General features: G+C 52.8%; 23 protein-coding genes, 2 tRNA genes and 1 pseudogene. 24 read left to right on the top strand and 2 right to left on the bottom strand.

Annotated features, from left to right (window positions below; genetic code table 11):
* Positions 1-50 precede the first annotated feature (50 nt).
* The 7 genes from dnaK to greA all read left to right on the top strand — a co-directional run bounded on the left by dnaK (position 51) and on the right by greA (position 9,859).
* Positions 51-1,976 carry a molecular chaperone DnaK gene (dnaK, locus tag QWJ10_RS21805; protein ID WP_010796794.1) on the top strand — a complete coding sequence of 642 codons (1,926 nt, stop codon included), beginning with the start codon at positions 51-53 and terminating at the stop codon, positions 1,974-1,976.
* A gap of 116 nt (positions 1,977-2,092) precedes the next feature.
* On the top strand, positions 2,093-3,223 hold the full coding sequence (dnaJ, locus tag QWJ10_RS21800; protein ID WP_289929657.1) for a molecular chaperone DnaJ: 1,131 nt from the start codon (positions 2,093-2,095) through the stop codon (positions 3,221-3,223).
* A gap of 60 nt (positions 3,224-3,283) precedes the next feature.
* Entirely contained in the window at positions 3,284-4,090 is an 807-nt protein-coding gene (dapB, locus tag QWJ10_RS21795) for a 4-hydroxy-tetrahydrodipicolinate reductase (protein WP_289929656.1), read from the top strand.
* A gap of 255 nt (positions 4,091-4,345) precedes the next feature.
* Positions 4,346-5,482 (top strand): glutamine-hydrolyzing carbamoyl-phosphate synthase small subunit, encoded by a 1,137-nt coding sequence (gene carA, locus QWJ10_RS21790; protein ID WP_289929655.1) that lies wholly within the window; start codon positions 4,346-4,348, stop codon positions 5,480-5,482.
* 3 nt (positions 5,483-5,485) lie between these two features.
* Positions 5,486-6,145: a leucine efflux protein LeuE gene (gene leuE / locus QWJ10_RS21785; RefSeq protein WP_289929654.1), complete on the top strand. Its 660-nt coding sequence runs from the start codon at positions 5,486-5,488 to the stop codon at positions 6,143-6,145.
* Between the two features lie 19 nt (positions 6,146-6,164).
* Positions 6,165-9,386 carry a carbamoyl-phosphate synthase large subunit gene (gene carB, locus QWJ10_RS21780; RefSeq protein ID WP_010796799.1) on the top strand — a complete coding sequence of 1,074 codons (3,222 nt, stop codon included), beginning with the start codon at positions 6,165-6,167 and terminating at the stop codon, positions 9,384-9,386.
* Complete coding sequence (gene greA / locus QWJ10_RS21775) at positions 9,383-9,859, top strand: transcription elongation factor GreA (protein WP_019366089.1); 477 nt, start codon at positions 9,383-9,385, stop codon at positions 9,857-9,859. The genes carB and greA overlap by 4 nt, the downstream gene beginning before the upstream one ends.
* Before the next feature lie 178 nt (positions 9,860-10,037).
* On the opposite strand, the gene yhbY is transcribed toward greA, so the two are convergent.
* The gene (gene yhbY / locus QWJ10_RS21770; RefSeq protein WP_289929653.1) at positions 10,038-10,349 is read right to left on the bottom strand and encodes a ribosome assembly RNA-binding protein YhbY; all 312 of its coding nucleotides are present in this window, start codon (positions 10,347-10,349) and stop codon (positions 10,038-10,040) included.
* A gap of 262 nt (positions 10,350-10,611) precedes the next feature.
* Here yhbY and QWJ10_RS21765 point away from each other — a divergent pair.
* The 17 genes and pseudogenes from QWJ10_RS21765 to QWJ10_RS21685 all read left to right on the top strand — a co-directional run.
* Positions 10,612-10,809 (top strand): annotated as a pseudogene (locus QWJ10_RS21765) (SAM-dependent methyltransferase); the annotation flags it as partial.
* A 191-nt stretch (positions 10,810-11,000) separates the two neighbouring features.
* A complete protein-coding gene (gene ftsH, locus QWJ10_RS21760) occupies positions 11,001-12,911 on the top strand; it encodes an ATP-dependent zinc metalloprotease FtsH (RefSeq protein WP_019366086.1) in 1,911 nt (636 codons plus the stop codon).
* 7 nt (positions 12,912-12,918) lie between these two features.
* Positions 12,919-13,767, top strand: coding sequence for a dihydropteroate synthase (folP, locus tag QWJ10_RS21755; RefSeq protein ID WP_289929652.1), 849 nt, complete (start codon positions 12,919-12,921; stop codon positions 13,765-13,767).
* A gap of 15 nt (positions 13,768-13,782) precedes the next feature.
* Complete coding sequence (gene glmM, locus QWJ10_RS21750; RefSeq protein ID WP_289929651.1) at positions 13,783-15,120, top strand: phosphoglucosamine mutase; 1,338 nt, start codon at positions 13,783-13,785, stop codon at positions 15,118-15,120.
* A 66-nt stretch (positions 15,121-15,186) separates the two neighbouring features.
* A complete protein-coding gene (tpiA, locus tag QWJ10_RS21745) occupies positions 15,187-15,945 on the top strand; it encodes a triose-phosphate isomerase (protein ID WP_286790295.1) in 759 nt (252 codons plus the stop codon).
* Complete coding sequence (gene secG / locus QWJ10_RS21740) at positions 15,945-16,331, top strand: preprotein translocase subunit SecG (RefSeq protein ID WP_219652548.1); 387 nt, start codon at positions 15,945-15,947, stop codon at positions 16,329-16,331. The genes tpiA and secG overlap by 1 nt, the downstream gene beginning before the upstream one ends.
* 12 nt (positions 16,332-16,343) lie before the next feature.
* Positions 16,344-16,429: transfer RNA gene (locus QWJ10_RS21735), tRNA-Leu, on the top strand.
* 84 nt (positions 16,430-16,513) lie between these two features.
* Positions 16,514-16,590: transfer RNA gene (locus QWJ10_RS21730), tRNA-Met, on the top strand.
* A gap of 128 nt (positions 16,591-16,718) precedes the next feature.
* A complete protein-coding gene (gene rimP, locus QWJ10_RS21725) occupies positions 16,719-17,177 on the top strand; it encodes a ribosome maturation factor RimP (RefSeq protein WP_010796808.1) in 459 nt (152 codons plus the stop codon).
* Positions 17,178-17,224: 47 nt separating this feature from the next.
* Positions 17,225-18,706: a transcription termination factor NusA gene (gene nusA, locus QWJ10_RS21720; protein WP_010796809.1), complete on the top strand. Its 1,482-nt coding sequence runs from the start codon at positions 17,225-17,227 to the stop codon at positions 18,704-18,706.
* Positions 18,707-18,732: 26 nt separating this feature from the next.
* Positions 18,733-21,327, top strand: coding sequence for a translation initiation factor IF-2 (gene infB / locus QWJ10_RS21715; protein ID WP_019366081.1), 2,595 nt, complete (start codon positions 18,733-18,735; stop codon positions 21,325-21,327).
* A 94-nt stretch (positions 21,328-21,421) separates the two neighbouring features.
* A complete protein-coding gene (gene rbfA, locus QWJ10_RS21710) occupies positions 21,422-21,802 on the top strand; it encodes a 30S ribosome-binding factor RbfA (protein WP_019366080.1) in 381 nt (126 codons plus the stop codon).
* 2 nt (positions 21,803-21,804) lie between these two features.
* Positions 21,805-22,719, top strand: a complete 915-nt coding sequence (gene truB / locus QWJ10_RS21705; protein WP_010796812.1) for a tRNA pseudouridine(55) synthase TruB — start codon at positions 21,805-21,807, stop codon at positions 22,717-22,719.
* Positions 22,720-22,814: 95 nt separating this feature from the next.
* On the top strand, positions 22,815-23,084 hold the full coding sequence (gene rpsO / locus QWJ10_RS21700) for a 30S ribosomal protein S15 (RefSeq protein WP_010796813.1): 270 nt from the start codon (positions 22,815-22,817) through the stop codon (positions 23,082-23,084).
* A 153-nt stretch (positions 23,085-23,237) separates the two neighbouring features.
* Positions 23,238-25,343 carry a polyribonucleotide nucleotidyltransferase gene (pnp, locus tag QWJ10_RS21695; RefSeq protein WP_019366078.1) on the top strand — a complete coding sequence of 702 codons (2,106 nt, stop codon included), beginning with the start codon at positions 23,238-23,240 and terminating at the stop codon, positions 25,341-25,343.
* Positions 25,344-25,578: 235 nt separating this feature from the next.
* Positions 25,579-25,941, top strand: a complete 363-nt coding sequence (locus QWJ10_RS21690) for a BON domain-containing protein (RefSeq protein ID WP_019366077.1) — start codon at positions 25,579-25,581, stop codon at positions 25,939-25,941.
* 55 nt (positions 25,942-25,996) lie between these two features.
* Positions 25,997-26,440 carry a PA2169 family four-helix-bundle protein gene (locus QWJ10_RS21685; RefSeq protein ID WP_019367432.1) on the top strand — a complete coding sequence of 148 codons (444 nt, stop codon included), beginning with the start codon at positions 25,997-25,999 and terminating at the stop codon, positions 26,438-26,440.
* On the opposite strand, the gene QWJ10_RS21680 is transcribed toward QWJ10_RS21685, so the two are convergent.
* Entirely contained in the window at positions 26,441-26,752 is a 312-nt protein-coding gene (locus QWJ10_RS21680; protein ID WP_019367431.1) for a DUF2845 domain-containing protein, read from the bottom strand. It abuts the gene before it with no gap.
* Position 26,753 lies beyond the last annotated feature (1 nt).

The following is a 26,753-nucleotide window of genomic DNA, read 5'->3' as shown; positions in this document are numbered from 1 at the left end:
AAAAGATCCGCAGACGGATCGCACGGAATCAAGATTTCTGGAGAGTGAACATGGGTAAGATCATTGGTATCGACCTGGGGACGACCAACTCCTGCGTGGCCATCCTCGAAAACGGCAATGTAAAGGTGCTTGAGAACGCTGAAGGCGCTCGCACCACGCCGTCCATTATTGCCTACACCAACGATGGCGAAACACTGGTAGGTCAGCCTGCTAAGCGTCAGGCGGTGACTAACCCGCAAAACACGCTGTACGCCGTCAAGCGTCTGATCGGCCGCCGCTTCGAAGAGAATGTGGTACAGAAAGATATCCAGATGGTGCCTTACAGCATCGTCAAGGCAGACAATGGTGATGCGTGGGTAGAAGTGAAGGGCCAGAAGATGGCTCCTCCGCAGATTTCTGCCGAAGTGCTGAAAAAGATGAAGAAAACCGCCGAGGATTACCTGGGCGAGACAGTAAGCGAAGCGGTAATTACCGTTCCGGCCTACTTCAATGACAGCCAGCGTCAGGCTACCAAGGATGCCGGTCGTATCGCAGGGTTGGATGTTAAGCGAATCATCAACGAGCCGACGGCTGCTGCGCTGGCGTATGGCCTGGACAAGGCCAAGGGCGACCACACCGTTATCGTGTACGATCTGGGTGGCGGTACCTTCGACGTGTCCGTGATTGAAATCGCGGAAGTGGATGGGGAACACCAGTTCGAAGTACTGGCGACCAATGGTGATACCTTCCTGGGTGGTGAAGACTTCGATATTCGTCTGATCGACTATCTGGTAGACGAATTCAAAAAAGAAAGCGGCATCAACCTCAAGGGTGATCCGCTGGCTATGCAGCGTCTGAAAGAAGCTGCTGAGAAAGCCAAGATCGAGCTTTCTTCTGCTCAACAGACTGATGTGAACCTGCCGTACATTACCGCAGACGCAACAGGTCCCAAGCACCTGAACGTGAAGATCTCCCGTGCCAAGCTGGAGTCGCTGGTAGAGGACTTGGTCGAGCGCACCATCGAGCCCTGCCGCACGGCGCTGAAGGATGCCGGTATCGATGTGTCCAGCATCGATGAGGTGATCCTGGTTGGTGGTCAGACGCGTATGCCTCTGGTTCAGAAGCGTGTAGCTGAGTTCTTTGGCAAAGAAGCACGTAAAGATGTCAATCCTGACGAAGCGGTAGCTATCGGCGCTGCGATTCAGGGTGCCGTACTGGCAGGTGACGTTAAAGACGTTCTGCTGCTGGACGTAAGTCCGCTGACGCTGGGCATCGAAACCATGGGCGGCGTGATGACTCCGCTGATCGAGAAAAACACTACGATTCCAACCAAGAAGTCGCAGGTGTTCTCGACGGCAGATGATAACCAGAGCGCTGTGACTATTCATGTGCTGCAGGGTGAGCGTAAGCAGGCTGCACAGAACAAGTCCCTGGGTAAGTTTGACTTGGCTGAGATTCCGCCAGCACCCCGTGGCGTACCGCAGATCGAGGTCACATTCGATATTGATGCCAACGGCATTCTGCATGTGTCTGCCAAGGACAAGGCCACTGGTAAGCAGCAGTCCATTGTCATCAAGGCGTCTTCTGGTCTTTCCGAAGAAGAGATCCAGCAGATGGTTCGTGATGCCGAGGCCAATGCTGATGAGGACCGTAAGTTCGAAGAGCTGGTAACTGCACGTAACCAGGGCGATGCGCTGGCGCACGGCACGCGCAAGATGCTTACCGAAGCGGGTGACAAGGCGAGCGCTGACGAAAAAGCGGCCATCGAAAAAGCGCTTGGTGAGCTTGAAGCAGCGGTGAAGGGTGATGACAAAGAAGCCATCGAGGCCAAGATGAACGCTTTGTCTCAGGCTTCTGCTCCGTTGGCTCAGAAGATGTATGCTGAGCAGCCTGCTCCAAATGCAGAAGGCGCAGCCAAGGCAGATACCAACAGCGACAAGCCTGCCGGCGATGACGTTGTGGATGCCGAGTTCGAAGAGGTCAAGGACAATAAGTAAGCCTCGCGCTTGCTTGAGCCCTGGCAGGTCACTTGACCTGCCTGATCCGCTGCGCGGGAGCCTGCCTCCCGCGTTGGCGTGTCTGGAGGGTTGAAAAATGAAGGTGCAGGAAACTTATGGCCAAGCGTGATTATTACGAGATTCTTGGTGTCGAGCGTGGCGCTAGTGATGCTGACCTGAAAAAGGCTTACAGGCGCCTTGCGATGAAATATCACCCGGACCGTAATCCGGGCGATAAGGCCGCTGAGGAAAAATTCAAAGAGGCCAATGAGGCCTATGAAGTGCTGTCCGATGCGGGTAAGCGCTCTGCATACGACCAATATGGGCATGCAGGGATTGATCCCAGCATGGGGGCTGGTGGCTTCGGCGCCGGAGCGGCAGGCGCCAGCTTCTCCGACATATTTGGCGATGTGTTTAGTGACTTCTTTGGTAACGCTCGTGGAGGCGGACGTGGTGGTCCGCAGCGTGGCGCAGACCTGCGTTATACGCTGGATCTAGACCTTGAAGAGGCTGTGCGTGGCACTAATGTCACGATCCGTGTCCCAACACTGGTCGGGTGTAAGACCTGTGATGGCAGCGGTGCAAAGCCCGGCACGTCGCCAACTACCTGTACGACCTGTGGTGGTATTGGTCAGGTTCGCATGCAGCAAGGCTTCTTTTCGGTTCAACAGACCTGTCCGCGGTGTCATGGCACTGGCAAGATCATTCCTGAGCCATGCCAGACCTGTCATGGTCAGGGGCGTATCGAAGAGCAGAAGACGCTGTCGGTCAAGGTTCCGGCAGGTGTTGATACCGGTGACCGCATCCGCCTTTCTGGCGAGGGCGAGGCGGGAACGATGGGTGGGCCGGCCGGCGATCTATACGTGGTTGTGAACGTTCGTGAGCATGCCATCTTCCAGCGTGACGGTAAGCATCTCTACTGTGAAGTGCCGATCAGCTTTGCCGATGCGGCACTGGGAGGCGAGCTGGAGGTGCCAACGCTCGACGGCCGTGTGAAGCTCAAGATTCCAGAAGCCACCCAGACAGGCAAAATGTTCCGCTTGCGCGGTAAGGGTGTTGTGCCTGTGCGCGGGGGTGGTGCGGGTGATCTGATGTGCCGTGTGGTGGTCGAGACGCCTGTTAATTTGGACAAGCGCCAGCGTGAGCTGCTCGAAGAGTTCCGTAATACACTTCAAGGCAATAGCTCGCACTCACCGCGTGCCAGTGGGTGGTTCGATGGTATGAAGCGTTTTTTCGACGATCTATAAGCTAGGCGGGCGCAGGCTTGGCGGCGTGTCGGCCTGTTGCTAGCGGCATGGAGCATAACAATGCGACGTATAGCAGTAATGGGCGCCGCCGGGCGCATGGGTAAGACGCTGGTTGAAGCCGTGCAGCAAACCAGTGGTGCGGCGGGACTGACGGCAGCGGTGGATCGTCCTGACAGTACCCTGGTTGGAGCGGATGCCGGTGAGTTGGCTGGCATTGGTCGTATCGGCGTGCCTCTATCTGGCGATCTGGCGCGGGTTGCCGATGAGTTCGATGTGCTGATTGATTTTACTCATCCAACCGTAACGCTACAGAATCTGACTTATTGCCGTCAGGCAGGCAAGGCCATGGTCATTGGAACCACCGGCTTTTCTGCAGAGCAGAAACTTATGCTCATGGAGGCGAGTAAACAGGTTCCGATCGTGTTTGCAGCCAATTTCAGTGTAGGCGTCAACCTGTGTTTGAAGCTTCTTGACACGGCTGCTCGTGTTCTTGGAGATGAAGTTGACATTGAAGTTATCGAGGCTCACCACCGGCATAAAGTCGATGCTCCTTCCGGTACAGCGTTACGTATGGGCGAGGTCGTTGCGCAGGCCTTGGGTCGAGATCTGAATGAGGTGGCTGTATACGGTCGTGAAGGTCAGACCGGAGCGCGTGACCGCAAGACGATTGGTTTTGCTACTGTCCGGGCGGGCGATGTGGTTGGAGACCATACGGTATTGTTTGCTGCCGAGGGCGAGCGAGTCGAGATTACCCACAAGGCGTCAAGTCGCATGACCTTCGCAAAGGGTGCGGTCCGCGCAGCGCTGTGGCTGGAGGGGAAAGAGCCTGGCCTTTACGATATGCAAGATGTTTTAGGGCTGCGTTAAATTATCTTTTCGCTAGGCGCTTATGGGGTTCGCTTAGAGGTGCTTTAGATTATCTAGTTTCGTTTTGGCATCTAAGGCGATGAGCTGCATCAGTAAGTGTGGATTTGCTCAAATACTTTCCGTATCATGCAGCTTTAGTGTGTCCACTAAAGCCAGCGCAGCATGATCTAATAAAAAAGCGGGATGCGGTTCATACCACATCCCGCTTTTTTACAACCTGCGTTTGCCTCTTCAGACTAGATTTTGGGAGGTCTCTTGACTAAGCCAGCCATTCTCGCACTTGCCGATGGCACGATTTTCCACGGAGAATCCATCGGTGCCGACGGTCTTACAGTCGGTGAGGTGGTGTTTAATACCGCTATGACCGGCTATCAGGAAATCCTCACCGATCCTTCCTATGCCAAGCAACTCGTAACCCTCACTTATCCTCATATTGGCAACACCGGTACGACACCTGAAGACGGTGAGGCCAATCAGGTATGGGCCTCCGGCCTGATTATTCGTGATCTCCCCCTGGTAGCCAGCAACTGGCGTAACAAGCAGTCACTTCCTGACTATCTTCGTGCCAATCAGACTGTAGCCATTGCTGGAATCGATACCCGCAAGCTGACCCGTATTCTGCGTGAAAAGGGCGCTCAAAACGGTTGCATTCTTGCAGGTGATGACCTCACTGAGGCGCAAGCGCTTGAAGCAGCCCGTGCGTTCCCAGGCCTCAAGGGAATGGATCTTGCCAAAGAGGTGAGCGTCAAGCAGTCCTACGAATGGCGCCGCTCTGTTTGGGGTCTGGAGACAGATAGTGCTCCAGAGATTCCGGCTGACCAGTTGCCTTACCATGTGGTTGCGTTTGACTACGGTGTCAAATACAACATCCTCAGGATGTTGGTTGCTCGCGGCTGCCGAATTACTGTTCTGCCCGCGCAAACCCCAGCCAGCGAAGCCTTGGCGTTAAATCCTGATGGTATATTCCTAGCCAATGGTCCGGGAGATCCTGAGCCCTGTGATTATGCAATCCAGGCTATTCAGGAAGTGCTCGAAACAGACATTCCCGTTTTTGGTATCTGTTTGGGGCATCAGCTTTTAGCGTTGGCCTCTGGTGCGCGTACAGTAAAAATGCCTAACGGGCACCATGGTGCAAACCACCCGGTGCAGGACCTCGATACGGGTGTTGTGATGATCACCAGTCAAAACCACGGTTTTGCTGTAGATGAAGCGACATTGCCGGGCAACGTTCGCGCAACTCACAAGTCGCTGTTTGACGGCACTCTCCAGGGCATCGAGCGTACTGACAAGGTCGCGTTCAGCTTCCAGGGTCATCCGGAAGCAAGTCCGGGGCCGCATGATGTGGCGCCACTGTTTGATCGCTTCATCAATGCCATGGCGGGGCGGCGTTAATAAATGGCCTGGTCGGAGTTGGGTATCACTGACCTTTGGACATATATAGCGGGTGTGATTTTCGTCGTATTGCTGCCCGGTCCCAACTCCCTCTTTGTGCTGGCGTCCTCTGCAAGAAGAGGCGTGGCAGTCGGTTATCGTGCTGCCTTTGGCGTCTTCTTTGGGGATGCGTTGCTTATGACGCTATCCGCGTTGGGAGTAGCCTCACTCTTGAAAGCCGAGCCCCTGTTTTTCATGGGGCTCAAGTACCTGGGCGCAGCTTATCTACTGTATCTAGGTGTAGGAATATTACGTGGCGCCTGGCGTCAGTGGCGTTATCCCCTGTCGCCCATTGAGCAGCAGACTCAAGAAGAGGGCATCGACAAGCCTTTTAAAAAGGCACTTCTATTGAGTTTGTCGAATCCAAAGGCCATTTTGTTCTTTGTGTCCTTCTTCATACAGTTTGTCGATCCCGGGTACGCTCATCCAGGATTGGCATTCGGGGTGCTCGGGCTGATTCTTGAAGTGATCAGCGCGATATACCTCAGTTTTCTGATTTTTACCGGTGTGCGTTTGGCGGCCTGGTTCCGCCAGCGGCAGCGGCTCGCCGCCAGTGCCAATACTGGTGTAGGCGCATTATTCGTTGGCTTTGGTATGAAGCTGGCGACCGCAACTCTGACTTGATTACTGCAACGAGAATCCCATGCCCAAGCGTACAGACATAAAGAGCATCCTGATCCTCGGTGCCGGCCCTATCGTTATCGGCCAGGCCTGCGAATTCGATTACTCCGGTGCACAGGCCTGTAAGGCCCTGAAAGAAGAAGGTTTCCGCGTCATTCTGGTGAACTCCAATCCGGCCACCATTATGACTGACCCATCCATGGCTGATGCGACCTACATCGAGCCTATCAAGTGGGCAACGGTAGCTAAAATCATTGAGAAGGAGCGCCCTGACGCACTGTTGCCTACCATGGGTGGCCAGACAGCGTTGAACTGTGCGCTGGATCTTGAGCGGCATGGCGTCCTGGAAAAGTTTGGCGTCGAAATGATCGGTGCCAATGCTGATACGATCGATAAGGCAGAAGACCGTTCCCGTTTCGACAAGGCCATGCGTGCCATCGGCCTGGCTTGTCCGCGCTCGGGTATTGCCCACAGCATGGAAGAGGCATACGGCGTGCTGGAGCAGGTTGGTTTCCCTTGCATCATCCGCCCATCCTTCACTATGGGTGGCAGTGGTGGCGGTATTGCCTATAACCGTGAAGAGTTCGAAGAGATTTGCTCTCGCGGTCTGGACCTTTCACCAACCAACGAGCTTTTGATCGATGAGTCTCTAATCGGTTGGAAAGAGTACGAAATGGAAGTTGTCCGCGATAAAAAGGACAACTGCATCATCGTCTGCTCCATCGAAAACTTCGATCCTATGGGTGTGCATACGGGTGACTCCATAACCGTTGCGCCTGCGCAGACGCTAACCGATAAGGAATACCAGATCATGCGTAACGCCTCCCTGGCGGTGCTGCGTGAAATTGGTGTCGAAACCGGTGGCTCCAACGTGCAGTTCGGTATCTGCCCTGATACAGGTCGCATGGTTGTCATCGAGATGAACCCACGCGTCAGCCGCTCTTCAGCGCTGGCATCCAAGGCCACAGGTTTCCCGATTGCCAAAATTGCAGCCAAACTCGCAGTTGGCTACACGCTGGACGAGCTGCAGAACGACATTACCGGTGGGCGCACCCCAGCATCGTTCGAGCCGGCTATCGACTATGTCGTAACCAAGATACCGCGTTTTGCCTTTGAGAAATTCCCTAAGGCTGATGCTCGCCTGACTACCCAGATGAAGTCAGTGGGTGAGGTAATGGCGATCGGTCGTACCTTCCAGGAATCGGTCCAAAAAGCATTGCGTGGCCTGGAGGTTGGCGTAAATGGATTTGATCCCAAGCTCAATCCAGAAGATCCTGAAGCCGATAGCATTCTCAAGCGCGAACTTACAGTGCCTGGCGCAGAGCGTATCTGGTACGTCGGAGATGCGTTCCGTCGTGGTCTGAGCGTTGAGCGTGTGTTTGAGCTGACCAAGATCGATCCGTGGTTCCTGGTGCAGATCGAAGACCTGATCAAGGATGAAGAAAAGGTCAAAACCCTGGGGTTGGCGGATGTCGATCGTAATCTCATGTGGAAGCTCAAGCGCAAGGGCTTCTCGGACGCACGTCTGGCCAAGCTGCTCGGTGTGACGGAAAAAAGCCTGCGTCGCCATCGCTACAAGCTGGAAGTGCTCCCGGTCTACAAGCGTGTCGATACCTGCGCCGCAGAGTTCGCGACCGACACTGCGTACATGTACTCCACGTATGAGGAGGAGTGTGAGGCCAACCCATCCAGCCGTGACAAGATCATGGTGATTGGGGGTGGCCCCAACCGTATCGGACAAGGTATCGAGTTCGACTACTGCTGTGTTCATGCGGCTCTGGCTATGCGTGAAGATGGTTACGAAACCATCATGATCAACTGCAACCCCGAAACCGTGTCGACGGATTACGACACGTCTGACCGCCTGTATTTTGAGCCGGTTACGCTTGAGGACGTGTTGGAAATCGTGCGTGTCGAGCAGCCTAAGGGTGTAATCGTTCAGTTCGGTGGCCAGACACCGTTGAAGCTGGCTCGCGCGCTGGAGGAGGCCGGGGTTCCGATTATCGGTACCAGTCCCGATGCAATCGATCGTGCTGAGGATCGTGAGCGCTTCCAGCAGATGATCGAGCGTTTGAATCTGCGCCAGCCGCCGAATGCTACTGCTCGCAGCGAAGAAGAAGCGATTGCTGGTGCCAAGCGTATCGGTTATCCGTTGGTGGTTCGCCCTTCATATGTGTTGGGTGGCCGTGCCATGGAAATCGTTTACGAAGAAGAAGAGCTCAAGCGCTACATGCGCGAAGCGGTGCAGGTATCCAATGATAGCCCTGTGTTGCTGGATCACTTCCTGAACTGCGCGATAGAAGTAGACGTGGATGCAGTATGTGACGGCAAGGACGTAGTCATTGGCGCTATCATGCAGCACATCGAGCAGGCGGGTATCCACTCGGGTGATTCGGCGTGCTCATTGCCTCCGTACTCCCTGCCGGCACACATACAGGATGAAATGCGTGAGCAGATCCGGAAAATGGCGCTGGAGCTTGGCGTGGTCGGACTGATGAACGTGCAGTTGGCCCTTCAGGGGAACGATGTTTATGTGCTGGAAGTAAACCCGCGTGCCTCCCGTACAGTGCCATTCGTTTCCAAGTGCATTGGCGAGTCACTGGCCAAGGTGGCGGCACGTGTAATGGCGGGTAAAACCCTGGAAGAGATCGGGTTTACCAAGGAGATCATTCCGCCTTATTACAGTGTTAAGGAGGCAGTGTTCCCCTTCGCCAAATTCCCTGGCGTCGACCCGCTTCTCGGCCCAGAAATGAAATCTACCGGAGAGGTCATGGGCGTAGGCGACAGCTTCGCCGAGGCATTCTCGAAAGCCCAGTTGGGTGCGAGTGAGATTCTTCCTAATAGTGGTTGTGCCTTTATCAGTGTTCGGGATGACGATAAGCCTTTTGTCGCTGAAGTGGCTAAAGAGCTGGTTGAGCTGGGCTTTGAGGTTGTTGCTACGGCTGGTACGGCCCGTGTCATTGAGGAAGCTGGCCTGCCGGTTCGCCGTGTTAACAAGGTGACTGAAGGTCGCCCGCACGTTGTCGATATGATCAAAAATGATGAAATTACATTGGTGATCAATACAACCGAAGGACGTCAGTCTATTGCTGACTCCTACTCAATTCGCCGGAATGCGCTTCAACACAAGATCTGCTGCACGACAACGCTTGCAGGCGGCCAAGCGATTTGTGAAGCTTTGAAGTTTGGTGCAGAAAAGACTGTGCGCCGGCTTCAAGATTTACATGCAGGAATCAAGGCATGAACAAATATCCTATGACAATCCAGGGCGCTCGCGCCCTGGAGGAAGAGCTCAAGCATCTCAAGACGGAGCTTCGTCCCCAAATTACACAGGCGATTGCCGAGGCGCGCGAGCTGGGTGATTTGAAAGAAAATGCGGAATATCATGCGGCTCGCGAGCAGCAGGGTATGGTCGAGGCGCGTATTCGTGATATCGAAGGGCGTTTATCCAATGCCCAGGTAATCGATATCACAACGATTCCGCGCTCGGGCAAGGTGATTTTTGGTACAACCGTTGAGATCGTAAATGTTGATACGGACGAGTCGGTGACGTATCAGATCGTTGGTGACGACGAGGCAGATATAAAGTCTGGCAAGATCTCGGTTAGTTCTCCAATTGCTCGCGCATTAATCGGCAAGCAAGAGGGCGACGCGGTGATCGTTAAGACCCCGGGCGGCGATGTTGAGTACGAAATCGTCGAAGTGCGTCATATCTGATGTAGATAGCCAGCTGTCCAATCGCTTCCCTTGAGGTAGCGATTGGAGGCAGGTAGGCAGGTTGTCAAAGGATGACTTGCCGAATAAGCATTAAGGTGAGAGGTCTGCCAAGTTGGGCCTGCTTTCTCTTCCCATCAGACAGAATGCAGTTATCTGTATGCCTGGTTCGTTCCGGGCATTACAAGCTATGGCGGACTACGTTTGAAAGCGAACGGTTCTGCGGCTGAGCCTTGCGATAGATAAGTGCTATTTTGCCAATGGTTTGAACCAGTTCGCATTTGGCGGACTGGCAAAGTTCTTCCATTAGGGTTCGCCGATCTTCGCGCTCGCTTAAATTGAACTTGACCTTGATGAGTTCATGATCGTTGAGTGCCCGCTCAAGCTCAGCCAGTACACCTTCAGTAAGACCATTTTCACCTACTATCAATACAGGCTTTAAATGGTGCCCAATAGATTTGAATTGCTTTTTCTGCTCTTGATTGAGAGCCATAATTAAACCCCAGAGAAAAGGTATCTATTGTACCCTAGCGGCTAGGTATAGCCCAGAAGGACAGGATAAAGTACACGTGGCTCGATCAGAAAAGCAGCGTGTTTTTGCTCAGGTAACATTGTTCAGAGTGTTTTCACGCAACATAAAGTTTTTGAACAAATTAGCAAGGCGATTAGTGGAGCTTTCGAAGACCTTGTTATTTCTGATAGGGCCCCAATATGTGGGGTTTGAGTACAGTAAGTCAGCTGCAAGCTAAATGTTTTGTAAGCTGGCGCCTGATCCTGCGCAGTGTCTACTGCGTCCGGCTGGTGAATTCTTAATCAAAATATTTCAAGACGAGGGGTTTGGCAGTTACCTGAAGCTGGAGCGGGAGAACTTCGACAAGGTTGTTATGCGCACGTCTTCTGCGTCACAAGATCGCCTGCATGAGCAGTATTTGCTGGTGCGAGGCTTAAGGTAACGCGCAGTCAGATGCAACGGCAGACTCTTCTGAAAGTCTCAGCTAAAGTGAGAAGAGCGACGGATCTCATAAAGGGTTACAGACGGCCGCTGCTCAGCGTCAGCGTTGTGTAGTAACTTACCGGCCAATAGCCGGTTTCGATACGAACGGTTCCAAGCGAAGCCGGCTCAGAGGGTAGTCAATTGAACGATATGGCAAAGAATCTGATTCTGTGGCTCATCATCGCGGCCGTACTGGTCACGGTGATGAACAATTTCTCCAGTCCCAATGAGCCGCAAACGCTCAATTATTCTGACTTCATTCAGCAAGTGAAGGATGGTCAGGTTGAGCGTGTGACTGTCGACGGTTACGTCATCACGGGAAAACATCGTGGCGGCGATACGTTCAAGACGGTTCGACCTGCTATTCAGGACAACGGTCTGATCGGTGATCTGGTCAACAATAATGTGGTCATCGAAGGCAAAATGCCTGAGCAGCAGAGTATCTGGACGCAGCTACTTGTAGCGAGCTTTCCGATTCTGGTGATCATTGCCGTGTTCATGTTCTTTATGAGGCAAATGCAAGGCGGCGCAGGTGGACGCGGCGGGCCCATGAGCTTCGGCAAGAGCAAGGCGCGACTACTATCTGAGGATCAGGTGCGAACAACGTTCGCAGATGTTGCTGGCTGTGACGAGGCAAAAGAAGAAGTTACTGAGCTGGTAGAGTTTCTGCGTGACCCCGGTAAGTTCCAGCGCCTGGGCGGGCGTATTCCTCGTGGTGTGCTGATGGTAGGTCCGCCCGGTACAGGCAAGACCCTGTTGGCAAAGGCTGTTGCCGGTGAGGCCAAGGTACCTTTCTTCACTATTTCAGGTTCCGACTTCGTTGAAATGTTCGTGGGCGTTGGTGCTAGCCGCGTTCGTGACATGTTTGATCAGGCGAAAAAACATGCGCCCTGCATTATTTTTATCGACGAGATCGATGCGGTTGGCCGCCACCGTGGAGCGGGTATGGGCGGTGGTCATGATGAGCGTGAGCAGACCCTGAACCAGTTGCTGGTTGAGATGGACGGCTTCGAAATGAATGACGGTATCATCGTCATAGCTGCTACCAACCGTCCTGATGTACTAGACCCTGCTTTACTGCGCCCGGGTCGCTTCGATCGTCAGGTCGTAGTAGGTCTTCCGGATATTCGTGGTCGTGAGCAAATCCTTAAGGTTCACATGCGGAAAGTTCCAATGGGAGACCGTGTGGATGCCGCTGTTATCGCGCGTGGCACCCCGGGGTTTTCGGGCGCTGACCTTGCCAATCTGGTAAACGAAGCCTCTCTATTTGCAGCGCGCTCCAATAAGCGCACCGTAGATATGCGTGAATTCGAGTTGGCCAAAGACAAGATCATGATGGGCGCAGAGCGCAAGACAATGGTCATGTCCGAAAAGGAGAAGCGCAACACTGCTTATCACGAGGCGGGGCACGCTATCGTAGGTCGCCTGGTACCTGAGCATGACCCTGTCTACAAGGTCTCGATTATTCCTCGTGGACGCGCTTTAGGTGTAACCATGTTCCTGCCTGAGGAGGATCGTTACAGTCTGTCCAAGCGGGCGTTGGAGAGTCAGATCTGCTCGCTGTTTGGAGGACGGATCGCTGAGGAGATGACGCTTGGCTTCGAAGGTGTCACTACTGGCGCTTCGAATGACATCATGCGCGCTACTCAGTTGGCTCGCAATATGGTCACTAAGTGGGGCTTGTCTGAAAAGCTCGGCCCGCTACTCTACGGTGAGGAAGAAAGTGAAAGCTTCCTGGGTCGTGGTTCGGGTGGTGGTAGCGGCAGCATGTCAGGTGAGACAGCCAAAGAGATCGACTCTGAAATCCGGCGAATCATCAATGACTGTTACAATACAGCCAAGCGTCTGTTGGATGAGAATCGAGACAAGCTGGAAATGATGTCTGACGCTCTGATGAAATACGAGACAATTGATGCTGATCAGATCGACGACATCATGGCAGGTCGTGTACCGAGGGAGCCGCGTGATTGGCAGGACGGTTCAGGTCCTACCGGCACTAATGCTACTCAAGGAGATAGTCGTCCCGAAACACCAATAGGTGGACCGGCAGGCGAGCACTAATTCCTCCATGATTCCTGTTTCAATCCAAACCCGACTGCTTTGCGGCAGTCGGGTTCTTGATTTATCACATCCCCATGTCATGGGGATCCTCAATGTCACTCCTGATTCCTTTTCTGATGGCGGCCGGTTCAATACCTTGGATAGCGCGCTGTTTCATGCACGTGCTTTGGTATCGGCAGGTGCCACCCTTGTTGATATTGGCGGCGAGTCAACAAGGCCTGGAGCTCCTGCTGTTTCAGAGGACGAAGAGCTCAGTCGGGTAGTGCCTGTAGTTGAAGCTATATCTAAAGAATTGGACGTTATCATTTCGGTTGATACCTCTTCACCTCAGGTGATGCTTGAAAGTGCAAAGGTGGGGGCGGGACTGATTAATGACGTGCGTGCCTTGAAGCGTCCCGGTGCGCTTGAGGCCGCCGCTGCAACAGGCCTACCTGTCTGTCTGATGCATATGCAGGGTGAGCCTGGGACAATGCAGCAAAACCCTCATTATGAGGATGTGGTTACCGATGTGATTGCCTTCCTGAGTGAGCGGGTTGCTGCTTGTGAAAAGGAAGGGATTCGTCACGACCAACTTATTCTTGATCCTGGCTTTGGGTTTGCCAAAACGCTTGAGCATAACCTTGTTCTGTTCAAGCGTATGCCGGAGCTGTTTGAGCTGGCGTTGCCGCTGTTAGTAGGCGTTTCACGTAAGAGCATGATCGGGGCGGTCCTGACCAAGCCTGTCGAAGAGCGTTTATATGGCAGTCTCGCTTTAGCTGCACTCGCGGTTGCCAAGGGAGCCAGTATTATCCGGGTGCATGATGTAGAGCAGACGGTTGATGTTATAAAAATGATTGCTGCGGTAGAGCAGGCTTAAGGCAAGGCGATAGCAATGGCTAGAAAGTATTTTGGAACAGATGGAATTCGTGGTCGCGTAGGTGAGTATCCCATTACCCCTGACTTTATGTTGAAGTTGGGATGGGCTGCGGGCATTGCGTTTCGTAGTCAGGGTATCTGTCGTGTCTTAGTAGGTAAGGATACGCGTAACTCTGGTTATATGTTCGAATCTGCACTTGAGGCCGGGCTTTCAGCCGCTGGCGCAGATGTCATGCTTTTAGGGCCGATGCCAACACCAGGTATCGCTTATCTTACACGTACATTCCAGGCTAATGCCGGTATTGTTATCAGTGCCTCCCATAACCCGTTCTACGATAACGGGATCAAGTTCTTTTCCGGGTTGGGCACTAAGCTGCCCGATGAGGTAGAGCTGATGATTGAGGAGTTACTGGATCAGCCGATGACTGTTGTGGAGTCTGCTCGCATCGGTAAAGTATCTCGTATCAATGATGCCGCAGGGCGCTATATAGAGTTCTGCAAAAGTAGTGTGCCAGCGGGTACTAGTTTTGCTGGTATGCGGGTCGTAGTCGACTGTGCTCATGGTGCGACTTACAAGATTGCTCCAAGTGTCTTCCGTGAGCTGGGTGCTCAGGTTAGTGTTATCGGTGCTCAGCCAGATGGTCTCAACATCAACAAAAATTGCGGCTCTACTCATTTAGGCGAGCTGCAGAAGGCTGTGCGGGATCAGCATGCTGACCTTGGTATTGCCTTTGATGGCGATGGTGATCGTGTGTTGATGGTTGACCATACGGGCGCAATCGTTGATGGGGACGAGCTCTTGTTCCTGATTGCGAAGGATCTCAAAGGCCGCAACCGCCTTGATGGTGGGGTCGTGGGTACTCAGATGAGCAATCTAGGGTTGGAGCTTGGTCTGGCTGAGTTGGAAATTCCATTTGCCAGGGCCAAGGTCGGCGACCGCTATGTCATGGCTGAGCTCTTGTCCAAGAAATGGACGCTAGGTGGCGAGAGTTCTGGTCACATTGTATGTTGCCAGTACACCACAACGGGCGATGCCATTATTTCCGCTTTGCAGGTTTTGATGGCACTGAGGCGCGCTGGGCAAACATTGGCAGAGGCGCGCAAGGGCCTCAAAAAGTATCCTCAAGTGCTTATCAATGTGCGCTACTCCGGAGACGTAGACCCCTTGGCGCATCCTGACGTACAAAAAGCATGTACAGAGGTGACCGAGCAAATGGCGGGCAAAGGGCGTGTTTTACTGCGTAAGTCGGGAACAGAACCGCTTGTTCGGGTAATGGTTGAAGGCAGCGACGAACGCCAGGTTCACAAGCATGCAGAAGCCTTGGCTAAGCTGGTAAGTGAGGTATGTGCTTGATTTGGCTTGTCAAAGCAAAAAAACTTAGATAATATCTGCGCCCACTTCGCTCACTGAGGCATTAGCATGCGCAAGCCTTTGGTCGCTGGTAACTGGAAAATGCACGGAACACGTGCAGATGTAGCCGAGCTGATAGAAGGGTTGAGTAAGCTCGCCTTGTCTGATGAAGTTGAGATGGTAGTGTTTCCGCCATTTCTGTTTATTGATCAGGTAGAGGTAGGCCTTGCGGATAGTAGTATAGGCCTCGGCGCGCAAGATTGTGCCGTGCAGCCTGAGCAAGGTGCGCTCACTGGTGAGATAGCAGCTTCTCAGTTGCGTGATGTGGGCTGTGGATATGTGCTTGTAGGGCATTCCGAGCGTCGTTTGATCTTGCTAGAAGATGACGATACGGTTGCAAAAAAGTTTGCTTCAGCCCAAAAGATGGGTATAGTGCCGGTCCTTTGTGTTGGTGAGACTCGAGAGCAGCGAGAAGCTGGTAAGACCTTTGACGTTGTTAAAGGGCAGCTCAAATCTGTAATAGATGTGCTGGGTATCGAGGCTTTTGAGTCTGCGGTTGTAGCCTATGAGCCTGTATGGGCGATAGGTACAGGATTGACAGCAACTCCTGATGAAGCTCAGGCGGTGCATCAGGAACTGCGACAGTTTATCCGCTCTTATAGCAATGTTGTGGCTGATAAAGTTCGGCTGCTATACGGTGGAAGTGTAAAGGGCGGTAATGCTGCCGAATTGTTCGGTATGCCTGATATCGATGGTGGGCTTGTAGGTGGAGCCTCCCTAAATGCGAATGAATTTGGCGTGATTTATCACGCTGCTGGAAGTAAATGATGTTAGAAACTCTAGTTGTTGTCGTGCATCTGCTAATGGCGCTGGGACTGGTTGTCCTAGTTCTTCTTCAGCAGGGTAAAGGTGCGGACGCTGGTGCTTCTTTTGGTGCAGGTGCTTCGGGTACTGTTTTTGGAAGCCAAGGTTCTGCTACCTTTTTGAGTCGTTTTACTGCTATACTGGCGGCGGTTTTTTTTGCTACTAGTTTAGGTTTGGCTTATTTCGCTAAGGAAAAAGCCAACGCGTTGCAGGAAGTGGGACTTCCTAAGCCTGCAGCCATGCAGCAGGCGCCTGAAGTTCAGAAGCCTGCGGCAAATGATGATGTTCCCATGTCACAGCAGAAACCTTCGGCATCCTCAGAAGGTGATGTTCCGGGAAATCAGAAATAGTAAGAAGTTTTTGCCGAAGTGGTGGAATTGGTAGACACGCTATCTTGAGGGGGTAGTGGCCAACGGCTGTATGGGTTCGAGTCCCATCTTCGGCACCATATTTAGACACTGAAAATAGTGTCGTGAGCGTAAGTAGATTGACCTGAAAGAGACTCTTTCTTATACTTTCGCTCCAGCTTTGACGCGGGGTGGAGCAGTCTGGTAGCTCGTCGGGCTCATAACCCGAAGGTCGTAGGTTCAAATCCTGCCCCCGCAACCAGTCAACAAAGGCCCCTTTATAGGGGCTTTTTGTTAGCTGAACAATCAGGTCGTGCGTTCTTGCAGCGACCACAAGGGATGGGCGTTATCGCCCATTTTTTATTTGCACAGCATGCGTGAGGCAACCAGGTGTCGAGCAAGCTAGAACAGTTGCAAGCCATGCTGGCCCCCGTCATCGAAGCGCTTGGCTATGAATGCTGGGGCATCGAGTACATTTCCCAGGGCCGGCATTCTCTGCTAAGGGTCTATATCGATCATTCAAACGGAATTCTGGTTGAGGACTGTGAAAAAGTCAGTCGTCAAGTTAGCGGGATTTTAGACGTAGAAGATCCTATTCCGGGCGAATACACCTTGGAGGTTTCATCTCCAGGTATGGATAGACCTTTATTCACTCTTGAGCAATTCAACGCTTTTGTCGGTGAGCAAGTAAAAATAAGGCTTCGTTCGCCTTATGAAGGCCGCCGCAATTTTCAAGGCCTTTTGCGCGGTGTGGAAGAACAGGATGTCGTGGTTCAGGTTGATGATCATGAATATCTGCTTCCCGTCGAGATGATCGATAAGGCTAATGTCATTCCCCGATTTGAATAAGGCGCAAATCCGCGGATCCCAAAGGATTGCGACAGGCGAGGCGTACGATGAGTAAAGAAGTTCTACTGGTAGTGGAATCGGTTTCCAATGAAAAAGGTGTTCCGCCCGGTGTCATTTTCGAGGCATTGGAGCTAGCCCTGGCCACTGCCACAAAGAAACGCTACGAAGAAGATGTAGAGCTGCGTGTGGCTATTAATCGCCACAACGGTAGTTATGAAACGTTTCGCTGCTGGACAGTTGTCAAAGATGAAGACTTTGATAATCCAGCAGCAAACCTGACGCTTGATGAAGCTCAGGAAATCAATCCAGATGCCAAAATTGGCGATCTGATTGAAGAAAAGATCGAATCCATAGAGTTCGGCCGCATTGCGGCTCAAACAGCCAAGCAAGTTATTGTCCAGAAAGTGCGTGAAGCTGAGCGTGCTCAGATTGTTGATGCTTACCGCGAAAAAGTGGGTGAGATCATTTCTGGTACAGTCAAAAAAGTTACGCGAGACAATGTAATCGTCGACTTGGGCAACAATGCAGAAGCCTTACTGGCTCGTGATCAGATCATCCCACGGGAAAACTTCCGTGTTGGCGTTCGGGTTCGTGCACTGCTCAAGGAAATCCGGACGGAAAATCGTGGTCCTCAGCTAATCCTGTCGCGCACAGCGCCTGAAATGTTGATTGAGCTGTTCCGGATTGAAGTACCGGAAATATCTGAGCAGCTGATTGATGTTATGGCCGCTGCTCGGGATCCAGGCTCGCGTGCCAAAATTGCCGTGCGCTCGAAAGACAAGCGTATCGATCCGCAGGGTGCCTGTATCGGCATGCGGGGATCGCGTGTCCAGGCCGTGTCTGGCGAATTGGGCGGTGAGCGAGTAGACATCGTTTTGTGGGATGACAACCCTGCGCAGTTCGTTATCAATGCCATGGCGCCTGCTGAGGTTGCGTCAATCATTGTTGATGAAGATACCCACACCATGGATATCGCAGTTGCCGCTGATAATTTGGCTCAGGCTATTGGTCGTAGTGGCCAAAACGTTCGCCTTGCAAGTCAATTGACAGGCTGGACGCTGAACGTGATGACCGAAGAGGACATCATGGCCAAGCAGCAGGCAGAGACGGGCGATATTCTTCAGCAGTTTGTAGACGAACTGGACGTAGATGAAGAGTTGGCTCAGGTGTTGGTTGAAGAAGGTTTCACCACGCTCGAAGAAATCGCCTACGTTCCCATGGAGGAAATGCTCAATATTGATGGTTTCGATGAAGACATCGTCAATGAGCTTCGTAACAGGGCTAAGGACCGCCTGTTAACCCGTGCCATCGCGACGGAAGAACAACTGGCTGACAAGAAGCCGGAAGAAGATTTGCTTAGTCTCGAAGGCATGACTGAGGAACTCGCGCTTGAGCTGGCGCAGCGAGGCGTTGCCAATCGCGAAGATCTTGCCGAGCAGTCCATCGATGACCTGCTCGATATTAACGGCATGAATGAAGAGCGTGCCGGCAAGTTGATCATGGCTGCCCGTGCCCATTGGTTTGAGTGAGCGGTGCTGCCTGAGGAGAAGAGTGCATGACGCAAGTCACGGTGAAAGAACTGGCCCAAACGGTCAATACACCGGTTGAACGCCTGCTGCAGCAAATGCGGGAAGCGGGTCTGTCCCATAGCAGTGCAGACCAGGTTGTGACCGACACTGAAAAGCAAAAACTGCTGTCTCATCTGAAAGGAAACACCAAGCTGGAAGAACCGCGTAAAATAACGCTCCAGCGCAAGACTCAAACGACATTGAAGGTGTCTGGAAGCAAGACGGTTAATGTCGAAGTCCGTAAAAAGAAGACCTACGTCAAGCAAGGTCCCGATGAGTTGGCGACCGAACAGCAGCGTGAGCTTGAGGCACAGCGCGAGGCCGAAGAGGCTGCTCGCTTGAAGGCCGAAGAAGAAGCTCGCCAGCGAGCAGAAGAAGAGATTCGCTTGAAGGCCGAAGAGGAAGCTCGCCTTAAAGCTGAAGAAGAAGCTCGCCAGCAGGCTGCTGCCAAGGCCGCTCAAGAAGTGGCAGAAGCGGCTGCGAAAGCCGCTACAGAAACCAAGCCCGAGGAAGTAGTGGAAGAAGTGGTTGCAAATAAAGCAGCACCGGCAGCGCCGGCGGTTGCATCTGATGAGCGTAAGCGCGAAGAACCGCGTCGTCCCGTAGCGCCGCCTGTAGCAGGCAAGCGGGATGAGGATGAGCGTCGCGACCGCAAGCATGCACAGCACCGTCCTTCCTTGAAGGAGAAGGATAAGGTTAGTAGTCCGCGCGTTGTTCGTAGCGCCGGCGATGATGAAGATGATGGTTTTGGCGGTCGCCGTGGCGGCCGAAACAAGTCCAAGCTCAAAAAGCGTAACCAGCATGGCTTCCAGAACCCTACAGGGCCGGTTGTTCGTGAAGTCGCTTTAGGCGAAACAATTACTGTTGCCGAGCTGGCCCAGCAGATGTCTGTCAAGGCAGCTGAAGTCATCAAGTTCATGTTTAAGATGGGCTCGCCTGCTACGATCAACCAGGTGCTGGATCGTGAAACCGCTCAGCTGGTTGCTGAGGAGCTTGGTCACAAGGTTAAGCTGGTTAGCGAAAATGCGTTGGAAGAGCAGCTGGCTGAGTCCCTCAAGTTCGAGGGCGAGCAGGTTCACCGTGCGCCGGTGGTTACGGTCATGGGTCACGTTGACCATGGCAAGACTTCCTTGCTGGACTACATCCGTCGCGCCAAGGTTGCAGCAGGCGAAGCGGGTGGCATCACCCAGCATATCGGCGCCTACCATGTAAACACTGATCGTGGCATGGTGACGTTCCTGGATACCCCTGGTCACGCAGCATTTACCGCCATGCGTGCTCGTGGTGCTCAGGCAACCGACATTGTTATTCTGGTTGTCGCTGCCGATGACGGTGTCATGCCACAGACAGAAGAAGCTATCCAGCACGCTAAGGCTGCTGGTGTGCCGATCGTTGTTGCAGTAAACAAGATCGACAAGCCTGATGCAGATCCGGACCGTGTTAAACATGATCTGGCTGGGCGTGATGTCATCCCAGAAGAGTGGGGCGGTGATACTCAGTTTGTTCATGTATCTGCCAAAGCAGGTACTGGCGTTGATGAGCTGTTAGAAGCCATTCTTCTGCAGGCTGAAGTTCTTGAATTGACTGCAACACCTTCGGCTCCAGGTCGTGGTGTAGTAATTGAGTCGCGCCTTGATAAGGGTCGCGGACCGGTTGCTACTGTTCTGGTGCAAAACGGTACTCTGCGTCAGGGTGATATGGCCCTGGTCGGTGTTAACTTCGGTCGTATCCGTGCCATGCTCGATGAGAACGGCAAGCCGATCAAAGAGGCAGGCCCATCCATCCCCGTCGAAATTCTTGGCTTGGATGGCACGCCGGATGCCGGTGATGAGCTGACTGTTCTGACCGATGAGAAAAAAGCGCGTGAAGTTGCCTTGTTCCGTCAGGGTAAGTTCCGTGAGGTCAAGCTGGCACGTGCTCAGGCAGGCAAGCTCGAAAATATTTTCGAAAACATGGGCCAGGACGAGAAAAAGACGCTTAACATTGTTCTCAAGTCCGATGTGCGCGGTTCTCTAGAGGCTCTGCAAAGCTCGCTAAGTGGTCTGGGGAACGATGAAGTTCAGGTGCGTGTTGTTGCTGGTGGTGTAGGGGGTATCACTGAAAGTGATGCGAACCTAGCGCTGGCTTCTAATGCGGTTCTCTTCGGCTTTAACGTTCGTGCCGATGCTGGTGCTCGTAAGATCATTGAGCAGGAAGGTTTGGATCTACGTTATTACAACGTGATCTACGACATTATCGAAGATGTTAAGAAAGCGCTAACGGGTATGCTGGGCAGCGATGTTCGCGAGAACATTCTGGGCATTGCAGAAGTTCGTGACGTCTTCCGCTCACCGAAGTTTGGCGCTGTTGCAGGCTGTATGGTTGTTGAAGGCATGGTCCATCGCAATCGTCCGATTCGTGTTCTACGTGAAGATATTGTGATCTTTGAAGGTGAACTTGAATCTCTGCGTCGCTTCAAAGATGACGTGGCTGAAGTTCGTGCCGGCATGGAATGCGGTATCGGTGTGAAGAGCTATAACGACGTTAAGGTCGGCGATAAGATCGAAGTTTTCGAGAAGGTCGAAGTAGCACGCTCGCTGTAATTCACGCAAGCGAAAAGCCAGGAGCTGGAAGTTGCCGCAAGGCAGCTTCCAGCTTCGTCTTTTTAACAGCACCTGGCTTTAAGAGAGAGCGAAGATGGCTAAAGAATACACTCGTACTCAGCGCATCGGTGATCAGATGCAGCGTGAGTTAGCGCTTTTGATTCAGCGGGAAATTAAAGATCCTCGTCTGGGCCTGGTAACGATTACTGACGTCAATGTGGCGCGTGATCTTTCCCACGCCAAAGTATTTATTACTGTTTTGGGTAAAGATTCGTCTGAGGATATTGCCCAGAATTTAGGGATTCTGAATGAAGCCTCTGGCTTTTTGCGTCAGCAGTTAGGACGCGCAATGAAGCTTAGGACGATCCCGCAAATGCGCTTTCATTATGATGAGAGCATCCGTCGCGGAGCGGAACTGTCTGCGTTGATCGAGCGTGCAGTATCTGAAGATCGTCGTCACGAGGATGGAGAGTAAGCGTGGCGCAAGTGAAACGAATCCGTCGATCGGTTAACGGTATTCTGGTACTCGACAAGCCGCGAGGCCTGACCTCTAATGCGGCCCTGCAGAAGGTACGCTGGTTGCTTAATGCTGAAAAAGCGGGGCATACCGGTAGCCTTGATCCATTGGCAACAGGTGTTTTGCCGTTGTGCTTTGGTGAGGCAACAAAGTTCTCCCAGTATCTGCTTGATGCGGATAAAGGGTATGAAACGGTTATGCAGCTAGGTGTCACTACAACGACAGGTGATGCCGAGGGAGAAATCGTTGACCGTCGAGAGGTGAACCTTGACGCCTCGGCTGTAGAAGCAGCCCTGCCAGTGTTTCGAGGTGATATCCTACAGGTTCCGCCTATGTATTCGGCGCTGAAGCGAGACGGTCAGCCGCTCTATAAGCTGGCTCGTGCAGGCGAGGTGGTGGAGCGTGAACCGCGTTCTGTTACTATTAGCCGTCTCGAGCTGCTGGCGCTGACAACGGATCGCGCTACACTCGATGTGCACTGTAGCAAGGGCACCTACATTCGGTCCCTGGTCGAAGACTTAGGCCAGACGCTTGGTTGCGGAGCTCATGTAGCGGAACTACGCAGAACTCAGGCAGGCCCCTTCGCTCTGGCTCAGTCTGTAAGCCTTGAGGTGCTTGAAAAAGCGCACGAAGAAGGTGGTGCAGAAGCGTTGGATGCCTTCCTGCTCCCGGTTGATAGTGGTCTGGAGCACTGGCCGCTGCTACAACTGACCGAGCACACAGCCTACTATTGGTTGCATGGTCAGCCGGTGCGAGCGGCGAACGCGCCCAAATTTGGCTGGATGCGAGTACAGGATAATGAAGGTCGCTTCATCGGTATCGGTGAGGTGACTGACGACGGGCGTATTGCGCCGCGTCGTTTGGTTCGGTCGTAAGACTGATATGAGGGTGGCTGTTAACAGGCATGGTCATTCCTCTTCTCTGAACACGGGGGTAGTTCCCTCGGCCTGTTATATCTAGGAGCCCTATCATGGCACTTAGCGTTGAAGAAAAAGCCCAGATCGTTAACGACTACAAGCGCGGCGAAGGCGATACCGGTTCTCCGGAAGTGCAGGTTGCTCTGCTGTCTGCCAATATCGACAAGCTGCAGGGTCACTTCAAGGCCAACAGCAAGGACCACCACAGCCGTCGTGGTCTGATCCGTATGGTTAACCAGCGTCGTAAGCTGCTGGACTACCTGAAGGCCAAGGACACTACTCGTTACAGTGACCTGATCAGCCGTCTGGGCCTGCGTCGTTGATCACGATGCAAGCTGGACGCTAGTCGCTTAAAAGCTGGGGGTCGGCTATGCCGGTTTCCAGCTTTTTTGCTTCATGCGTCCCTGAGATCGCGCCGGGTCCGATACCCCGCCGCTCTCAAGATTTCCCCAAGGGCAATACAAGAAGGAAATACTGTGAATCCAGTAATTAAGACATTCAAATTCGGTCAGCAGACCGTAACCCTGGAGACGGGCCGTATTGCGCGTCAGGCCAGTGGTGCAGTACTTGTCAGTACTGAAGACGTTAGCGTTCTGGTCACTGTTGTGGGCGCCAAGTCTCCAGCAGAAGGCCGCGACTTCTTCCCGCTGTCTGTCCACTATCAGGAAAAGACGTATGCGGCAGGTCGTATCCCCGGTGGCTATTTCAAGCGTGAAGGTCGTCCAAGCGAAAAGGAAACATTGACCTCCCGCCTGATCGATCGCCCGATTCGTCCTCTATTCCCCGAAGGCTTCATGAACGAAGTACAGGTTGTCTGTACTGTAGTTTCTACCAACAAGAAGTCTGATCCGGATATTGCTGCCATGATCGGTACGTCTGCCGCTCTGGCTATTTCCGGCATTCCGTTCGCAGGCCCGATTGGTGCTGCACGCGTAGGGTTCCACCCAGAGCTGGGCTATATCATCAACCCAAGCTATGAGCAGCTTCAGAGTTCCAGCCTGGACATGGTTGTTGCAGGTACCTCTGACGCGGTTCTAATGGTTGAGTCCGAAGCGGACGAGCTGACTGAAGACCAGATGCTGGGCGCTGTACTGTTTGCCCATGAAGAGTTCCAGGTTGTCATCGAGGCAATCAAGGCATTTGCTGCTGAAGCAGGCAAGCCTACGTGGGACTGGCAAGCTCCGGTCGAGAACACAGCTTTGGTTAACCAGCTGCGTGCCGAATTTGGTGAGGCAATCTCTCAGGCTTATACCATTACCATCAAGCAGGACCGTTATGCGGCTCTGGGTGAGCTGCGCGATCAGGCTGTGGCCAAGTTTGCGGGTGATGAAGAGGGTCAGTACAGTGCCGCCGAGGTCAAGGAAATTTTTGGCCTGTTGGAATATCGCACTGTACGCGAGAACATCGTAGGCGGTAAGCCGCGTATCGATGGTCGTGATACCCGTACTGTTCGTCCGCTGAATATTGAAGTGGGTGTGCTGCCTAAGACTCACGGCTCCGCATTGTTTACGCGTGGTGAAACTCAGGCGCTGGTAGCGACTACCCTGGGTACTGCCCGCGATGCTCAGATCCTCGACATGCTAGAAGGCGAGCGCCGTGACACCTTTATGCTGCACTACAACTTCCCGCCTTTCTCGGTCGGTGAGTGCGGACGTATGGGTAGTCCAGGCCGCCGTGAAATCGGTCATGGCCGTCTGGCACGCCGTGGTGTGCAGGCTATGCTGCCTTCTCAGGAAGAGTTTCCCTACAGCATTCGTGTTGTTTCAGAGATCACTGAGTCAAACGGCTCAAGCTCCATGGCTTCTGTCTGCGGAGCCTCGTTGGCATTGATGGATGCTGGTGTTCCAGTTCGCGCTCCGGTTGCTGGCGTTGCGATGGGCCTGGTAAAGGAAGGCGACAGATTTGCTGTTCTGACCGATATTCTAGGTGATGAAGATCACCTCGGCGATATGGACTTCAAGGTGGCCGGTACTGACAAGGGCGTTACCGCTCTACAGATGGACATCAAGATCAACGGTATTACCGAAGAGATCATGGAAGTCGCTCTGGCTCAGGCTCTGGAGGCTCGCCTCAACATTCTGTCCCAGATGAATCAGGTAATCGCCAAGCCGCGTGCAGAGCTGTCTGCCAATGCACCGACCATGATTGCCATGAAGATCGAGCCAGACAAGATCCGCGACGTCATCGGTAAAGGCGGCGCTGTTATTCGTGGAATCTGTGAAGAAACCAAGGCGTCGATCGACATCGAAGATGATGGCAGCGTCAAGATTTACGGCGAAACCCGTGAAGCTGCCGAGGCCGCCAAACAGCGCGTTCTGGGTATTACTGCAGAAGCTGAAATCGGCAAGATTTACGTTGGTAAGGTCGAGCGCATTGTCGATTTCGGTGCGTTCGTAAATATCCTGCCTGGCAAAGATGGTCTGGTACACATTTCCCAGATCAGCGATCAGCGCATCGAGAAGGTTTCCGATGTACTGAAAGAAGGACAGGAAGTGAAGGTATTGGTATTGGACGTGGATAACCGCGGCCGTATCAAGCTCTCTATCAAGGATGTCGCAGCAGCTGAAGCTTCTGGCGCCTGATAGTTAGTAAGTTGAAAGCCCAGCCTTGGCTGGGCTTTTTTATGTCCGTTGTTCATGCAACTTGCATGTATTGCATGAACGATTTATTGCAATGTGCAACGGTTTATTAAAAAGCCAAATTATTAACTTATTGATATTTAATGATTTTTTTGTGAAGCCGAGTTGGCATGCTGATTGCGATCATGATTAGTGCTAGCGCCAGGATACGGCGTACACTCAAAACAGGAGTCACACCATGAAGAAGACTTTCAGCCATTTCGCTCTTGCCGCCGCCGCTTTTACCGCTCTAAGCATGCCGTTTGCCGGAGGTGCGTTTGCTGCCACAAACCATCAAACGATGACGTTGGCCGCTAATGACAACGTGGAGAAGGCAGAGGAAACAGTTTCCGACACATGGATCACTGGAAAGGTGAAATCTTCTTTCCTTGCTGATGATCATATCAAAGGGACCGATATCAAGGTTGAGACCAACAAAGGTGTAGTCTCCCTTTCCGGTACCGTTGCGACAGACGCTCAGCGTGAGCTGGCTGTTGAAAAAGCAAAAAATATCAAAGGTGTTAAAGCCGTATCGGCTGATGGCTTGAAATCGGCCGAATAATCTAAGGTGGCGGGCTTTGAAGCCCGCCACTTTTAGTATCTATGAGGTAAGTGCCATGTCTGGAAAAGCAGATGCCTTTGTGGATCTGATTGAAGTTTCTCGTAATGGCAGAACATTCTACGAGTCAGCGATCAATGTGGTGAGCAGTCCCCAGCTCAAAGCGTTGTTCTCTGAGATGGCTCAGATGAAAGCGGGTCTGGTTATCCTGTTAAGTAGCCAGACATCCTTGCATGGCAGGCAGCCTGCTAATGACAGTCTTTTTGTAAGCTCCTTCAAAGAGCTTTATGAACAGACCAGAGCTGCTCTAGCAGAAGCGGGGGATACCACCTATATTCAAGTGTTAGAGGAGTCTGAGGACCAGCTTCTCCACCTGCTGGAACAGGCCATACACGATATGCCCGAACTGGAAGCCAAGCCGCTGGTTCAGGAGCAGCTACAAAAAGCCAAACTGTGCCATGATCACCTTTTAGAGCTCAAGCTTCGCCTTAACGTGGCGTAATTATTGCCCGCGCTTGCTTTCAATCTTGAACAGCCGGTCGCCGCGAAACGTCAAATAGTGATACATGCCGTTCCATGGGCCATACACCCATTCTTCGACTTTAACGTCGCTACGTCTTCTGTAACTGTCTACGACCTCAATGTAACCCAGGTTAGCACGGCTGCTGGGCCTTCCACATTTACGGTAAATTTCGCTGATATGGTCATCTGTATTGACCAGCTGACTACCGCATCGTAAGGACTCGGCATGAGCAGGCCACACTATGGTAGAAAGGATGAGCAGTACAGAGACTCGAAGAGCATTAAAGGGCATG

The organism is Pseudomonas sp. WAC2, assembly GCF_030403525.1.
GTDB lineage: Bacteria > Pseudomonadota > Gammaproteobacteria > Pseudomonadales > Pseudomonadaceae > Chryseomonas > Chryseomonas luteola.
This window is presented reverse-complemented; position numbering and strand designations above follow the sequence as displayed.

Coding starts and splice junctions, on each gene's coding strand:
- rbfA (WP_019366080.1), top strand. CDS start 21,422: ATGGCTAAAGAATACACTCGTACTCAGCGCATCGGTGATCAGATGCAG.
- greA (WP_019366089.1), top strand. CDS start 9,383: ATGAACAAATATCCTATGACAATCCAGGGCGCTCGCGCCCTGGAGGAA.
- secG (WP_219652548.1), top strand. CDS start 15,945: ATGTTAGAAACTCTAGTTGTTGTCGTGCATCTGCTAATGGCGCTGGGA.
- infB (WP_019366081.1), top strand. CDS start 18,733: ATGACGCAAGTCACGGTGAAAGAACTGGCCCAAACGGTCAATACACCG.
- nusA (WP_010796809.1), top strand. CDS start 17,225: ATGAGTAAAGAAGTTCTACTGGTAGTGGAATCGGTTTCCAATGAAAAA.
- yhbY (WP_289929653.1), bottom strand. CDS start 10,349: ATGGCTCTCAATCAAGAGCAGAAAAAGCAATTCAAATCTATTGGGCAC.
- carB (WP_010796799.1), top strand. CDS start 6,165: ATGCCCAAGCGTACAGACATAAAGAGCATCCTGATCCTCGGTGCCGGC.
- dnaJ (WP_289929657.1), top strand. CDS start 2,093: ATGGCCAAGCGTGATTATTACGAGATTCTTGGTGTCGAGCGTGGCGCT.
- QWJ10_RS21685 (WP_019367432.1), top strand. CDS start 25,997: ATGTCTGGAAAAGCAGATGCCTTTGTGGATCTGATTGAAGTTTCTCGT.
- dnaK (WP_010796794.1), top strand. CDS start 51: ATGGGTAAGATCATTGGTATCGACCTGGGGACGACCAACTCCTGCGTG.
- dapB (WP_289929656.1), top strand. CDS start 3,284: ATGCGACGTATAGCAGTAATGGGCGCCGCCGGGCGCATGGGTAAGACG.
- tpiA (WP_286790295.1), top strand. CDS start 15,187: ATGCGCAAGCCTTTGGTCGCTGGTAACTGGAAAATGCACGGAACACGT.
- glmM (WP_289929651.1), top strand. CDS start 13,783: ATGGCTAGAAAGTATTTTGGAACAGATGGAATTCGTGGTCGCGTAGGT.
- ftsH (WP_019366086.1), top strand. CDS start 11,001: ATGGCAAAGAATCTGATTCTGTGGCTCATCATCGCGGCCGTACTGGTC.
- folP (WP_289929652.1), top strand. CDS start 12,919: ATGATTCCTGTTTCAATCCAAACCCGACTGCTTTGCGGCAGTCGGGTT.
- rpsO (WP_010796813.1), top strand. CDS start 22,815: ATGGCACTTAGCGTTGAAGAAAAAGCCCAGATCGTTAACGACTACAAG.
- QWJ10_RS21690 (WP_019366077.1), top strand. CDS start 25,579: ATGAAGAAGACTTTCAGCCATTTCGCTCTTGCCGCCGCCGCTTTTACC.
- leuE (WP_289929654.1), top strand. CDS start 5,486: ATGGCCTGGTCGGAGTTGGGTATCACTGACCTTTGGACATATATAGCG.
- QWJ10_RS21680 (WP_019367431.1), bottom strand. CDS start 26,752: ATGCCCTTTAATGCTCTTCGAGTCTCTGTACTGCTCATCCTTTCTACC.